General features: G+C 42.8%; 13 protein-coding genes. 7 read left to right on the forward strand and 6 right to left on the reverse strand.

Annotated features, from left to right (window positions below; translation table 11 throughout):
* The first annotated feature begins 2 nt into the window (after positions 1-2).
* The 3 genes from AEQ18_RS07280 (at position 3) to AEQ18_RS07290 (ending at position 2,849) form a co-directional block, all read left to right on the forward strand.
* Positions 3-821: a purine-nucleoside phosphorylase gene (locus tag AEQ18_RS07280; protein ID WP_054115683.1), complete on the forward strand. Its 819-nt coding sequence runs from the start codon at positions 3-5 to the stop codon at positions 819-821.
* A gap of 27 nt (positions 822-848) precedes the next feature.
* Positions 849-1,553 carry a purine-nucleoside phosphorylase gene (gene deoD, locus AEQ18_RS07285; protein ID WP_054115684.1) on the forward strand — a complete coding sequence of 235 codons (705 nt, stop codon included), beginning with the start codon at positions 849-851 and terminating at the stop codon, positions 1,551-1,553.
* Between the two features lie 108 nt (positions 1,554-1,661).
* Positions 1,662-2,849, forward strand: a complete 1,188-nt coding sequence (locus tag AEQ18_RS07290; protein ID WP_054115685.1) for an iron-containing alcohol dehydrogenase — start codon at positions 1,662-1,664, stop codon at positions 2,847-2,849.
* Between the two features lie 34 nt (positions 2,850-2,883).
* Here the strand turns inward: AEQ18_RS07290 and AEQ18_RS07295 are convergent, their stop codons facing one another.
* From AEQ18_RS07295 to rpiA, 4 genes are all read right to left on the reverse strand, one after another.
* Positions 2,884-3,528, reverse strand: coding sequence for an SGNH/GDSL hydrolase family protein (locus AEQ18_RS07295; protein WP_054115686.1), 645 nt, complete (start codon positions 3,526-3,528; stop codon positions 2,884-2,886).
* A 115-nt stretch (positions 3,529-3,643) separates the two neighbouring features.
* Positions 3,644-4,330 (reverse strand): 2,3-diphosphoglycerate-dependent phosphoglycerate mutase, encoded by a 687-nt coding sequence (gene gpmA / locus AEQ18_RS07300; RefSeq protein WP_054115687.1) that lies wholly within the window; start codon positions 4,328-4,330, stop codon positions 3,644-3,646.
* 168 nt (positions 4,331-4,498) lie between these two features.
* Entirely contained in the window at positions 4,499-5,077 is a 579-nt protein-coding gene (locus tag AEQ18_RS07305) for a recombinase family protein (protein ID WP_054115688.1), read from the reverse strand.
* A gap of 123 nt (positions 5,078-5,200) precedes the next feature.
* A complete protein-coding gene (rpiA, locus tag AEQ18_RS07310) occupies positions 5,201-5,878 on the reverse strand; it encodes a ribose-5-phosphate isomerase RpiA (RefSeq protein WP_054115689.1) in 678 nt (225 codons plus the stop codon).
* Between the two features lie 328 nt (positions 5,879-6,206).
* On the opposite strand from rpiA, the gene rpsL reads away from it, so the two are divergent.
* From rpsL to tuf, 4 genes are all read left to right on the forward strand, one after another.
* Positions 6,207-6,620 carry a 30S ribosomal protein S12 gene (gene rpsL / locus AEQ18_RS07315; protein ID WP_003127956.1) on the forward strand — a complete coding sequence of 138 codons (414 nt, stop codon included), beginning with the start codon at positions 6,207-6,209 and terminating at the stop codon, positions 6,618-6,620.
* A 70-nt stretch (positions 6,621-6,690) separates the two neighbouring features.
* Positions 6,691-7,161, forward strand: coding sequence for a 30S ribosomal protein S7 (gene rpsG, locus AEQ18_RS07320; protein WP_003127957.1), 471 nt, complete (start codon positions 6,691-6,693; stop codon positions 7,159-7,161).
* Between the two features lie 82 nt (positions 7,162-7,243).
* Positions 7,244-9,328 (forward strand): elongation factor G, encoded by a 2,085-nt coding sequence (gene fusA, locus AEQ18_RS07325; RefSeq protein WP_054115690.1) that lies wholly within the window; start codon positions 7,244-7,246, stop codon positions 9,326-9,328.
* 147 nt (positions 9,329-9,475) lie between these two features.
* Positions 9,476-10,663: an elongation factor Tu gene (tuf, locus tag AEQ18_RS07330; RefSeq protein ID WP_054115691.1), complete on the forward strand. Its 1,188-nt coding sequence runs from the start codon at positions 9,476-9,478 to the stop codon at positions 10,661-10,663.
* A gap of 49 nt (positions 10,664-10,712) precedes the next feature.
* Here tuf and AEQ18_RS07335 read toward each other — a convergent pair whose 3' ends face one another.
* Together AEQ18_RS07335 and AEQ18_RS07340 are read right to left on the reverse strand one after the other, a co-directional pair.
* Entirely contained in the window at positions 10,713-11,438 is a 726-nt protein-coding gene (locus AEQ18_RS07335) for a nitroreductase family protein (protein WP_054115692.1), read from the reverse strand.
* A complete protein-coding gene (locus AEQ18_RS07340; RefSeq protein WP_054115693.1) occupies positions 11,422-12,864 on the reverse strand; it encodes an aminotransferase-like domain-containing protein in 1,443 nt (480 codons plus the stop codon). Before AEQ18_RS07340 ends, AEQ18_RS07335 begins: the two co-directional genes overlap by 17 nt.
* Positions 12,865-12,870 lie beyond the last annotated feature (6 nt).

Genomic DNA, 12,870 nt, shown 5'->3' on the forward strand with positions numbered 1-12,870 from the left:
ACATGACAACATTGCAAGAAAAATTACAAGAAACAACCACATTTATTAAGGACAGCGGGGTCGGCGAAGTTGAGTTTGGCTTGATTTTGGGTTCAGGACTGGGCGAATTAGCAGATGAGATCGACAACCCAATCATCTTGCCGTACAACGATATCCCGCATTTCCCAGTATCGACAGTAGTGGGTCATGCCGGACAATTGGTGTATGGTACATTGGCGGGCAAGAAAGTCTTGGCGATGCAAGGACGCTTCCATTACTATGAAGGTCATTCTATGCAAACCGTGACATATCCAGTCCGTGTGATGGCTGCACTACATGCCCATTCCCTCGTTGTGACCAATGCCTGTGGTGGGGTCAATGAATCCTTCCAACCGGGAGACTTAATGTTGATCACCGATCAAATCAATTTCATGGGTGCCAATCCATTAATTGGGACAAACGATGAAGCCATGGGCCCACGTTTCCCAGATATGAGTCAAGCGTATCATGTCGATTACCACAATGCCGCCAAAGAAGTTGGCGCAGCGAAAGGATTACACCTAAAAGAAGGCGTCTATATGGGCTTCTCGGGTCCAACGTATGAAACGCCTGCAGAGATTCGTTTTGCCCGGACGATCGGTGCAGATGCGGTAGGGATGTCGACAGTCCCTGAAGTGATCGTGGCTGTTCATAGTGGTTTGAAAGTGCTAGGTGTTTCTTGTATTACGAATCTTGCGGCGGGCATGCAAGCCAGCCTAAACCATGAAGAAGTCGTGGAAACCACTGAACGTGTCAAAGCTGAATTTAAAGCGTTGATCAAAGAAACGCTAGCTGTTTTATAAAGAAGTGAAAGTGAAGGAGAGAAAAAAATGAGTGTTCATATCGAAGCCAAAGCTGGTGAGATTGCAGATAAAATCTTATTGCCAGGCGACCCGTTGCGGGCAAAATATATTGCGGAGACTTTTTTGGAAGCCCCCGTTTGTTATAACAATGTTCGAGGAATGTTAGGCTATACAGGTACCTACAAAGGAGAGCGGGTTTCTGTACAGGGAACAGGTATGGGGATGCCGTCTGCTACCATTTATGCCCATGAACTGATCAACTCATATGGTGTCAAAAAACTGATTCGTGTCGGCACGTGCGGGGCAATCTCAAAAGATGTCCATGTCAGAGATTTGGTGATTGCCCAGGCGGCAGCAACAAGTTCATCCATGGTAGCGAAAAACTTCCAAAGTTTCCATTTCCCGCCAATCGCTGACTTCGATCTATTGCGTAAAGCATATGAAACAGCAACGGCGTCTGGTTTTACTACCCATGTGGGGAATATCTTATCCGAAGATACATTCTACAAAGATGATATGACTGAAACGCTGCAACTTGCAGAATTAGGTGTAATGGGTGTTGAGATGGAGGCAGCTGCTTTGTATTACTTAGGTGCCAAATTCCACGTTCAAACTTTAGCGATTTGTACGGTGAGCGACCATATCATCACCGGTGAAGAAACGACCGCTGAAGAGCGCCAAACAACATTTAACGATATGATCAGAGTCGGCTTAGAAACAGCGATTGGCTAATCTATCTTTTTGAAAACCTGCCTATGAGGGCAGGTTTTTTTGGTTGGTCAAAGTTGCACTTTCAACAAAAAGTGGTTTAATAGAGAAGAATGCAAAGGAGATGACAAAATGAACAATTTTACGTTTCATGTCAGTACAGATATCCGTTTTGGCAAAGAACGGTTAGGTGAGCTGCCCGATGTTTTAAATACTTTTGGGAAAAATGTGCTATTGGTGTATGGTGGAGGAAGTATCAAAAAGAATGGTCTTTATGATACGATCATGGCACAATTGACGGCCAATCATAACAAAGTAACTGAATTATCTGGAGTAGATCCAAATCCTAGAATCGAAACCGTGGGTGAGGGCGCGCAACTATGCCGAGACAATCACATTGATGTGATTCTGGCTGTCGGTGGCGGATCGGTCATCGATTGCAGCAAAGTGATCGCTGGGGCAGCATTCAGTGAGTTGGCACCTTGGGATCTTGTATTGAATCGCAATTATCAAGGACCAGCAATTCCATTAGTGACGATTTTGACGCTGGCTGCTACAGGAAGTGAGATGAACCGTGGTGCGGTCATTTCTAATTTAACAACCAAAAAAAAGCTTGGTGTTCATGGTCCGCATTTTTTACCACAAGTATCTTTCTTAGACCCAACGACAACGTTCAGTGTCAGTCGCTATCAAACGGCTGCAGGGTCAGCGGATATCATGAGCCATTTGATTGAAAATTACTTTAGTGCAACACCGCAGACCGATGTGCAAGACGGGGTGGCAGAAGGCTTACTGAAAGCTGTTATCAAGAATTTGCCTATTGCTTTAGACACACCAGATGACTATGATGCACGGGCCAATTTGATGTGGGCAAGTACGTTGGCTTTAAATGGATTGACGGGCAGTGGCAAAGGCGGTGCATGGTCTTGTCATCCAATGGAACATGAATTGAGTGCTTTTTATGATATTACCCACGGGGTTGGCTTAGCTATTTTGACACCACGCTGGATGCTGCATGTCTTAAATGAAGAAACAGCACCTAAATTGGCGCGTTTTGCCCGAGAGGTCTTTGGTGTACAAGAGTCAGTCCCAGAAATGGCTGCACGGATGGGCATCCAAAAACTTTATGACTTTTTTGCTTCTTGCGGTATACCGATGACATTGCCAGAAGTAGGGATCAAAGATGATCAACACTTTGAGGAAATGGCCAAACAAGCAGTTGCCTTTAGTTCAATTAGTCAACAGGCGTATGTGCCGCTATCTGTTGACGATGTTATCGCCATTTATCAGGATGCGCAAACACCATCAAATTATCTATAAAAAAAACGCCATTCCAGAAGGGATGGCGTTTTTACTATTTGTCTGTATAAGATAAACGGTCAAGCAATGCTTGGGTGATCAGTTGATGGCCTGCGGTTGTCGGATGAACACCATCTTCACCTGTCAAAGCTTGTGGTCCTTGTGCAACGGCTGCTTCAGCAAACATACCGTCCAGAGGCACCAATTGACACGCAAATTCTGCTGCTAGTTGTCGGATGCAGTGGATCTTTGGGTCTAAATCCACACGCCATGACGTGCGATCAACTGGATAGGGAAGCAGAAAAGGTTCTAATAATAAGATGCGGGTCATCCCGTTTGCAGTGACTTTTGTCAGTATCTGTCTGACGGTTTCCTCGAATTGATGTCCACGATCAGCAAAACCAAAATCTGCTGCGCCGACATGATGCCAGGTATCATTGATGCCAATCAAAAAGACCAAAATATCAGGTTTCAAATCAAGACAATCTTCTTGTAATCGTGCCAAAACATCATGGGATTGGTTGCCGCCGATGCCGCGATTATAAAAAGTGAAGTCGCCGTCTGGATACATATGATTGAGTTGATCCGCAGTCATGTGCGCAAAGCCATGACCTAAGTCGTATGGGTCTTGGCGGTTTCGGTCGCAATCGGTGATGCTATCTCCTAAAAATAACCAGGTGTCTTTTTGGTAAAATTCCATAGAATCTCCTTTTTTATACGCTTTCAATCTGGTGTTTATTATAGAGGAATCAGGGGAGAAAAGAAACCCAAAAAAACTGTTTCACTAAGAAAGTGAAACAGTCGTGATAGAAATATTATAAATAGTATTTTTTCGCAACTGTTAAATCATCGTTCAATTCATAAACAAGTGGTTGACCAGTTGGGATCTCAAGATCCATGATGTCTTCATCAGAAATGCCTTCGATATGTTTTGCTAAGGCACGTAATGAGTTGCCGTGTGCAGCAACTAAAACAGTTTTATCATCTTTCAAAGCAGGCGCGATTTCGTCTTGCCAGAACGGTAAAGCACGTTCTAATGTGACTTTCAAGTTTTCGCCACCAGGTACGTCACGAGGATCAAGTGTTGCATAACGACGATCGTTTGCAGCAGAACCTTCGTCAGTTGCTTCCATCAATGGAGGCAATACATCGTATGAACGACGCCAAATGTGGACTTGTTCATCTCCGTATTTTTCAGCAGTTTCTTGTTTATTTAAACCTTGTAATTTACCATAGTGACGTTCGTTCAAGCGCCAAGATTTGATTGTTGGTACCCAAAGTTGATCAGAATATTCTAGAATATAGTTACAAGTTTTGATGGCACGAGTTAATACTGATGTGTAAGCTACATCGAATTCGATGCCTGCTTCTTTGATTTTACGTCCGCCTTCGATTGCTTCTTCGACACCTTCTGGCGCTAGATCAACATCAGCCCAACCGGTAAACTGGTTTAATTTGTTCCATTCGCTTAGTCCATGACGAGAAAATACTAATTTTGGCATGTAAAACTCTCCTTTAGATAGTCGATATTTTTCTGAAATTTTCAATTCCCTGTTTATTGTACACTCTTTCTCAAAGAATTTCCATGATTTTAGCGGAAAACCTAACTGAAAATCCTTAAGTAAACAAAAAATAAAAAAAGAGGCTGCAGGGGAGGCGCCTCTGTGATATCAAGATAATAATTTTTGCCATTCGTCTTCTGGTAGTTTTATGTACTTATAACATGTACCTACAGAAACATTGCATTTTGTCGAAATAAATTGGATCGTTTCTTTTTTCTCATAATATAAATGGCGAATTTTTTTGACTGTTTTGGGATCGATTTTTGGGCGTCCGCCGATCTTGCCTTTTTTGCGGGCGTTGTTCAAGCCAACCAATGTCCGTTCTTTGATCAACGACCGTTCCATGACCGCAAGCCCTTCCATTAAATTGAAATAAATAGAGCCCATCGATTGACTGGTATCGATGCCTTCTTGCAATGACACAAGGTGTATCTGCTTATTCTTCAATAATTCAGTTAATTCAGTCAATTGTCTGGTGGTTTTACCGATACGGTGCAGCTCAGTAACCACAAGCATATCACCAGGCTGCATGCGGGCAACTACTGATTCTAACGTATGGCGTTCATCATCTTTGATTGAATAAGTATCATGATAAAATTCATGACAACCGAATTGTTTGAGCTTGTTTAATTGTTCACTTGTATGATCATCCGTAATCGTCGTGCGGGCGTAGCCAATGACTTTCATAGTTCCTCCTGCCTCTCTTTTTTATTTGAATATAGCACAAACCACATGAAAACGATAGGTCAATTTGCACAAAAAATAAAACATAAGCTTTTTTTTGAATAAAAAAAGGGATTTCACCTTTTTTTATTCACGGACATGATTTGTTGCCGGTCCTGCAGGTTGGCCAATAATAATTGTATGGACAGTATTCAAAAACAACCCATGTTCCACCACGCCCACTGTCTTGTCCAAATCAGCAGCCAAAGTCACTGGATCTGCGATCGTTTGCAAGTGAAGGTCAATGATATAGTTATGGCAATCAGTTTTGATTGGTGCGCCGTCTTCATTGACACGGAGTACAGGGTGGTAGCCTTTCTTTTCAAAAAGATGCAGAACCTGTTGGCTGCCGTAAGGAATAACTTCCACAGGTAGTGGGAAAGCACCTAGGGTATCGACCATTTTTGATTCATCAACGATCCACAGGACCTTCTTTGAATATGTGGCAACGATTTTTTCGAATAGCAAAGCAGCACCGCCGCCTTTGATTCCGTGAAAGTCACTGCTGATTTCATCGGCACCGTCAATCGTCAAATCAACAGCGTCTACTTCATCGATCGTACGTACCGGAATACCTAATGATTCTGCTTGTTTTTTTGACGCAAAAGAAGTAGGTACGCCAATGATCGACAAATTTTCTTCTTTTACACGTCGGCCTAATTCTTCAATCATATAGTAAGCTGTAGAACCAGTCCCTAATCCGACGACCATGCCATCTTTCACATGACCCGCCGCTTCGATTCCGACCATTTCTTTTAAGTTCATCTATTCCCCGCCTTTAAAAAAATTCATTTACTGCTTTCTATTATAATAGAAGATGGGTGAAAAAGGAGGACAGAATAGAAATAATTTTTTGTTGGATCATTTCAAGAAAACTTAAAAAGAAGCGCAGGCAAAAGGTTGACAGTAATGTTGAAGCATGGTATTCTATCAAAGGTGCTTTATCTACAGGTCTCTCGTTGGAGACGTGCTGACTGTCTATCAAAGCATAGTTTGATACGAATGCAGGAACTGCATTATTTTTTATCGCAAAAAAAGAACCACCTGGATGTGTGGGACTATAAAGCGAATCAAGGAAGGAGGACAACTAGGGATGCCTACAATTAATCAATTAGTACGTAAACCTCGTAAATCCAAGGTTGAAAAATCAAATTCACCAGCATTGAACAAAGGATATAACAGTTTCAAGAAAGCTCAAACGAATGTTAACTCACCTCAAAAGCGTGGGGTAGCAACTCGTGTGGGAACAATGACACCGAAAAAACCGAACTCGGCTCTACGTAAATATGCGCGTGTTCGTTTGTCAAACTTGATTGAAGTGACAGCTTATATTCCAGGTATTGGTCATAACTTACAAGAACATAGCGTGGTATTGCTACGTGGTGGACGTGTAAAAGACTTACCAGGGGTACGTTACCATATCGTTCGTGGTGCATTGGATACAGCCGGCGTTAACGACCGTAAACAATCTCGTTCTAAATATGGAACAAAACGTCCTAAAGCTTAATCTTTAAAACAAACCGATCAAATGAATCGTATTTAAATCAGAACTGATATTTCGGAAGGAGGAGTTACGGATGCCTCGTAAAGGTCCTGTTGCAAAACGTGATGTTTTACCAGATCCTATTTATAACTCAAAATTAGTAACTCGTTTGATCAACCGTGTAATGGTTGATGGTAAACGCGGTGTTGCTGCAAATATTATCTATAATGCTTTTGGCATTATCAAAGAATCTACAGGTAATGATCCATTGGAAGTTTTCGAACAAGCAATGAAAAACATTATGCCTGTATTGGAAGTTAAAGCACGTCGTGTCGGCGGTTCTAACTACCAAGTCCCTGTAGAAGTACGTCCAGAACGTCGTACGACTTTAGGTCTTCGTTGGGTGGTTAACTACGCGCGTTTGCGTGGCGAACACACAATGGAAGAACGTTTAGCGAAAGAAATCATGGATGCAGCGAACAACACTGGTGCTTCTGTGAAAAAACGCGAAGACACACACAAAATGGCGGAAGCCAACCGCGCATTTGCTCACTATCGTTGGTAAGATCCTCACTGCTTTTTATTTGAAGGTGCTGAGATACGACCTTAACGCAAGTTAAGTATGAATGAGAGGGGAACAACCTAGAATGGCAAGAGAATTTTCGCTAGAAAAAACTCGTAATATCGGAATCATGGCCCACGTTGATGCTGGTAAAACAACAACAACTGAACGTATCCTTTATTACACTGGTAAAATCCATAAAATTGGTGAAACACATGAAGGTGCTTCTCAAATGGACTGGATGGAACAAGAACAAGAACGCGGAATCACGATCACTTCTGCTGCGACAACTGCGCAATGGAAAGAAAACCGTGTAAACATCATCGACACACCAGGACACGTGGATTTCACGATTGAAGTGCAACGTTCATTGCGTGTATTAGATGGTGCTGTAACAGTTTTGGACTCACAATCAGGTGTAGAACCTCAAACTGAAACAGTATGGCGTCAAGCGACAGACTACCGCGTACCACGTGTTGTATTCTGTAACAAAATGGATAAGATCGGTGCAGACTTCTTATATTCTGTATCAACTTTACATGATCGCTTGCAAGCAAATGCGCATCCAATCCAATTACCAATTGGTGCGGAAGATGACTTTGTCGGTATCATCGACTTAGTTAAAATGAAAGCTGAAATGTATACAAATGACTTAGGAACTGAAATCCAAGAGACTGAAATTCCTGAAGATTATACCGAATTAGCTGAAGAATGGCGCGAAAAATTGATCGAAGCTGTTGCTGATACTGACGAAGAACTAATGATGAAATTCTTGGACGGTGAAGAAATCACTGAAGCAGAATTGAAAGCTGGTATCCGTCAAGCAACATTAACAGTTGACTTTTTCCCTGTACTTTGCGGATCTGCCTTTAAAAACAAAGGGGTTCAAATGATGTTGGATGCAGTCATCGACTATCTTCCTTCACCACTTGATGTGCCTGCGATCAAAGGGATCAATCCTAAAACAGACGAAGAAACTGATCGTCCAGCTGACGATGAAGCACCTTTTGCTTCATTAGCATTTAAAGTAATGACTGACCCATTCGTAGGTCGTTTGACATTCTTCCGTGTATATTCAGGTGTCTTGAACTCTGGATCATATGTATTGAATGCATCAAAAGACAAACGCGAACGTATCGGTCGTATCCTGCAAATGCATGCCAACACACGTGCTGAGATCCAAACGGTTTACTCAGGCGATATCGCGGCAGCAGTTGGTTTGAAAGATACAACAACAGGGGATACATTGTGTGACGAAAAATCACCAGTTATCCTTGAATCAATCGAATTCCCAGAACCAGTTATCGAAGTCGCTGTTGAACCTAAATCAAAAGCTGACCAAGATAAAATGGGTATTGCTTTACAAAAACTTGCTGAAGAAGATCCATCATTCCGTGTGGAAACAAACGCTGAAACAGGCGAAACTGTTATCGCTGGTATGGGAGAACTTCACTTGGACGTTTTAGTTGACCGTATGCGTCGTGAATTTAAAGTTGAAGCAAACGTAGGTGCGCCTCAAGTTTCTTATCGCGAAACATTCCGTGCAGCAACACAAGCGGAAGGTAAATTTGTACGTCAGTCTGGTGGTAAAGGTCAATACGGTCACGTATGGGTCGAATTTACACCAAACGAAGAAGGTAAAGGCTTCGAATTCGAAAACGCGATCGTCGGTGGTGTGGTTCCACGTGAATACATCCCAGCGGTTGAAAAAGGTCTTGAAGACTCAATGGCGAACGGTGTCTTAGCCGGTTATCCATTAGTAGACATCAAAGCAAAACTTTATGATGGTTCATACCATGATGTCGATTCAAGTGAAACTGCCTTCCGTGTTGCAGCATCTATGGCTTTACGTGCTGCTGCTAAGAAAGCAAAACCAGTTATTCTTGAACCAATGATGAAAGTTGTTATCACTGTCCCTGAAGATTACTTAGGTGATGTAATGGGTCACGTAACAGCACGTCGTGGACGCGTAGAAGGAATGGAAGCACATGGTAATTCACAAATCGTGAATGCAATCGTACCATTGGCAGAAATGTTTGGCTATGCTACAACATTACGTTCATCTACACAAGGTCGCGGTACGTTCATGATGACATTTGATCACTATGAAGATGTACCTAAATCTGTTCAAGAAGAAATCATCAAGAAAAACGGCGGCAAAGCTGAATAATTGATGTAGCTCTACGAAATTCATCAAAATGCTATATTTTTTGGAGAGTTTCGTGTACAATATTATCGATGATAAGGGATGGGGAGCTTTTGCTCCCTACCTATCAAAATATAAAAATAATCTTTTTTTTAGGAGGAACATTTTAAAATGGCAAAAGAAAAATTTGACCGTTCTAAACCCCACGTTAACATTGGTACGATCGGACACGTTGACCATGGTAAAACTACACTTACAGCTGCAATCACAACTGTATTAGCTAAAAAAGGCTTGGCAAAAGCATCTGCTTATGACCAAATCGATGGCGCTCCAGAAGAACGCGAACGCGGAATCACTATCTCTACAGCTCACGTTGAGTATGAAACAGAAGCACGTCACTATGCCCACGTTGACTGCCCAGGACACGCGGACTACGTTAAAAACATGATCACTGGTGCTGCTCAAATGGACGGCGCGATCTTAGTAGTATCTGCTGCTGATGGTCCTATGCCTCAAACACGCGAACACATCTTGTTATCTCGTAACGTTGGTGTACCATACATCGTTGTTTTCTTAAACAAAATGGATATGGTCGATGACGAAGAATTACTTGAATTAGTTGAAATGGAAGTTCGTGACTTATTGTCAGAATATGACTTCCCAGGCGACGACGTTCCTGTAATCGCTGGTTCAGCTTTGAAAGCTCTAGAAGGCGAAGCTTCATACGAAGAAAAAATCTTAGAATTGATGGCTGCAGTTGACGAATACGTTCCAACTCCAGAACGTGACACTGACAAACCATTCATGATGCCAGTCGAAGACGTATTCTCAATCACTGGACGTGGTACTGTTGCTACAGGCCGTGTTGAACGTGGACAAGTTCGCGTTGGTGACGAAGTTGAAATCGTTGGTATTGCTGAAGCAACTGCGAAAACAACTGTAACTGGTGTTGAAATGTTCCGTAAATTGTTAGACTATGCTGAAGCAGGGGATAACATTGGTGCATTGCTACGTGGTGTTGCTCGTGAAGACATCCAACGTGGACAAGTATTAGCTAAAGCTGGTACAATCACACCTCATACAAAATTTAAAGCTGAAGTTTACGTTTTAACAAAAGAAGAAGGTGGCCGTCATACGCCATTCTTCACTAACTACCGTCCTCAGTTCTACTTCCGTACAACTGACGTAACTGGTGTTGTTGAATTACCAGAAGGAATCGAAATGGTTATGCCTGGTGATAACGTTGCTATCGACGTTGAATTGATCCACCCAATCGCTATCGAAGACGGAACTCGTTTCTCTATTCGTGAAGGCGGACGTACTGTTGGTTCAGGCGTTGTATCTTCAATCCAAGCTTAATTAGATTGAATCAAAAAGCAGAAGCGCATGCGCTTCTGCTTTTTTTGCGTTATTTTGTTAAATGCTGCTCTTTCAAAAAATGATCGAACCCTTGGTCAGGCGTATGACTATAAAACCCAGCGAACTTATCAGACCAAGTCTTTGTTTCTCTCGCTTCCCCGAATGCAGCCATGGTTTGATCGTAGGCAGCAATCAAATCATATGGATACGGTTGATAGCCGTTATAGTGGATGACCGCTGCTTCGGGTATGCGTGGTTTGACCTTCATGTCGACGATTGGTTTTCCAATGCTCAAGCCAGCAACAGGGTAAACATACTCTGGCAAATCGAGGAGTTTTGCAATTTTTTGACTATCTTTTCTGACGCTGCCGGAAATCACAGTCCCTAAACTTAGAGATTCGGCAGCAATCGATGCTGTTTGCAACGCGATGCTTGCATCCGTAGTGGCAATCAGGAGTGGTTGATATCCTTCATCGACCAAATAAGGCGTGCCTTTGACATCGGCGACTTGCTTGGTCCGTTGCAGATCTGCTAGAAATAACAAGAAAACAGAGCTTGCAGCGATGTGGGGATTTCCTGGATTCCAAGCCACCAGTTGTTCACGAATGGCCATATCATCAATCACGATGATCGAGTAAGCTTGGCCGTTCATCCAGCTAGGGGCTTGACGAGCAGCTTCTAGAATCGCTTGTAATTGCTCCTTTGGCAGTTGATGTTGCGGATCAAATTGACGATAGGTTCTGTGGTTTTGTAAAAGTTCAATGGTTTCGTTCATGTGATAGCTCCTTTAATTGTGAAGTGACTTTTTGAAACCGCTCTGTAAACAGCGAGAGGTCTTTTTCAGATAACCGTGTGTAATTCAGTCGTACTGCGTTCGTTTCGTTGCTAAACAAAAAAGCAGGGGCCCCTAAGAGTGAATTGCGCAACAATACTTGCCAATCGTGGCGGTGTAATGATGGGTGTCGCCACTGTAACCAGAAATAAAGCCCGCCTTTGATCGACTGCCATTGCCAATCATCTTTAAAAGGCAATAGGATTTGTTCGAGGGCTGTTTTTCTGTGCGCCATTTCTTGCAGCAATAGGTGTTTTTGGGAAAAAAATTCAGGTGATTGCAAGGCGCTGTTTGCTAAAACTTGCGGGAAAATGGTTGTATCAATCGACATACGACGTTTTGCTTGAGCAAACTGTTCTGCCAATGCTTCAGGTGCCAATAGCCACCCGATTTTGATCGTTGCACCCAATAGTTTTGACAAGGAACCTAGATAAATCACCGTTTCTGGGGCTAACGTTTTTAATTTTGGTGGTGTTTCTGACAAAGACAACTCACCAAAGACATCGTCTTCGATGATTGGAACTTGATACCTTTGACACAGGGCGATGATTGCTTTCCGCCTATTTAAACCCATCGTGTGTCCAGTTGGATTTTGAAAGCTTGGGTTTAAGTAAAGAAACTTGATTTTCTTTTCCTTTAACGTACGTTCTAATGCAAGGGGCAAAATGCCTTCATCGTCTTGCTTGATGCCTACCAGTTGAACGTCCATTGTTGAAAAAAGCGGCAATGCAAATAAGAAAGAAGGGTCTTCAGCGGCAATGCAATCCCCAGAACGCAACAATACTTGCATCAAAAGTGTGATTCCTTGTGTGGAGCCTGCGGTAATCACTAATTTTTGACCACTAGTGGGTAAAGCGAAGGAATCCACCAAGTGACGCAATAAGGTTTCTTCTAGTGGTCGGTAACCAGATGCGGATAGGTGCTGACTTTCTTGACGGATTTCTTCCCAAGTAAATGCCGGGAACGTAAAGTTAGGCATCAAGTCAGGAGGGAGATCACCAGTGTATAAATCAAGGGCCTCAGTGTCCTGTCGTAATTGCTGAATCTTTGTGACGAAGGGATCTTGTTGTAAATAAGGGCTATCTAAAGAAGCTCTTAAATAAGAGAGGGGTGCTTGCCTGCTGCCCCAACGTCCTTCCAACACCTTAGATCCGCTACCTTGTTTCCTTGAGATCCAGCCAAGGCTTTTGAGTTCATCTAACGCTTTGACGACAGTCGAACGGTTGACAGAAAAATCAGCGGCTAGATCCCGCTCGGGCGGTAGACGATCTCCAGGTCCATAAAGACCACTCTGAATTTGATCAATGAAATAGGCGACGATTTGTTGGTAAAGAGGCTGCTTGCTCTTTTTATCGATTTTGTGTACCATGACAAC

This window comes from Enterococcus sp. RIT-PI-f (assembly GCF_001297065.1).
In the GTDB taxonomy this organism is placed as follows: Bacteria; Bacillota; Bacilli; order Lactobacillales; family Enterococcaceae; genus Enterococcus_D.

Bases quoted from the DNA above. Each gene is read 5' to 3' on its own strand.
- tuf (WP_054115691.1), top strand. From the start codon at position 9,476: ATGGCAAAAGAAAAATTTGACCGTTCTAAACCCCACGTTAACATTGGT.
- fusA (WP_054115690.1), top strand. From the start codon at position 7,244: ATGGCAAGAGAATTTTCGCTAGAAAAAACTCGTAATATCGGAATCATG.
- gpmA (WP_054115687.1), bottom strand. From the start codon at position 4,330: ATGCCAAAATTAGTATTTTCTCGTCATGGACTAAGCGAATGGAACAAA.
- AEQ18_RS07305 (WP_054115688.1), bottom strand. From the start codon at position 5,077: ATGAAAGTCATTGGCTACGCCCGCACGACGATTACGGATGATCATACA.
- AEQ18_RS07340 (WP_054115693.1), bottom strand. From the start codon at position 12,864: ATGGTACACAAAATCGATAAAAAGAGCAAGCAGCCTCTTTACCAACAA.
- AEQ18_RS07295 (WP_054115686.1), bottom strand. From the start codon at position 3,528: ATGGAATTTTACCAAAAAGACACCTGGTTATTTTTAGGAGATAGCATC.
- rpsL (WP_003127956.1), top strand. From the start codon at position 6,207: ATGCCTACAATTAATCAATTAGTACGTAAACCTCGTAAATCCAAGGTT.
- rpiA (WP_054115689.1), bottom strand. From the start codon at position 5,878: ATGAACTTAAAAGAAATGGTCGGAATCGAAGCGGCGGGTCATGTGAAA.
- AEQ18_RS07335 (WP_054115692.1), bottom strand. From the start codon at position 11,438: ATGAACGAAACCATTGAACTTTTACAAAACCACAGAACCTATCGTCAA.
- AEQ18_RS07290 (WP_054115685.1), top strand. From the start codon at position 1,662: ATGAACAATTTTACGTTTCATGTCAGTACAGATATCCGTTTTGGCAAA.
- AEQ18_RS07280 (WP_054115683.1), top strand. From the start codon at position 3: ATGACAACATTGCAAGAAAAATTACAAGAAACAACCACATTTATTAAG.
- rpsG (WP_003127957.1), top strand. From the start codon at position 6,691: ATGCCTCGTAAAGGTCCTGTTGCAAAACGTGATGTTTTACCAGATCCT.
- deoD (WP_054115684.1), top strand. From the start codon at position 849: ATGAGTGTTCATATCGAAGCCAAAGCTGGTGAGATTGCAGATAAAATC.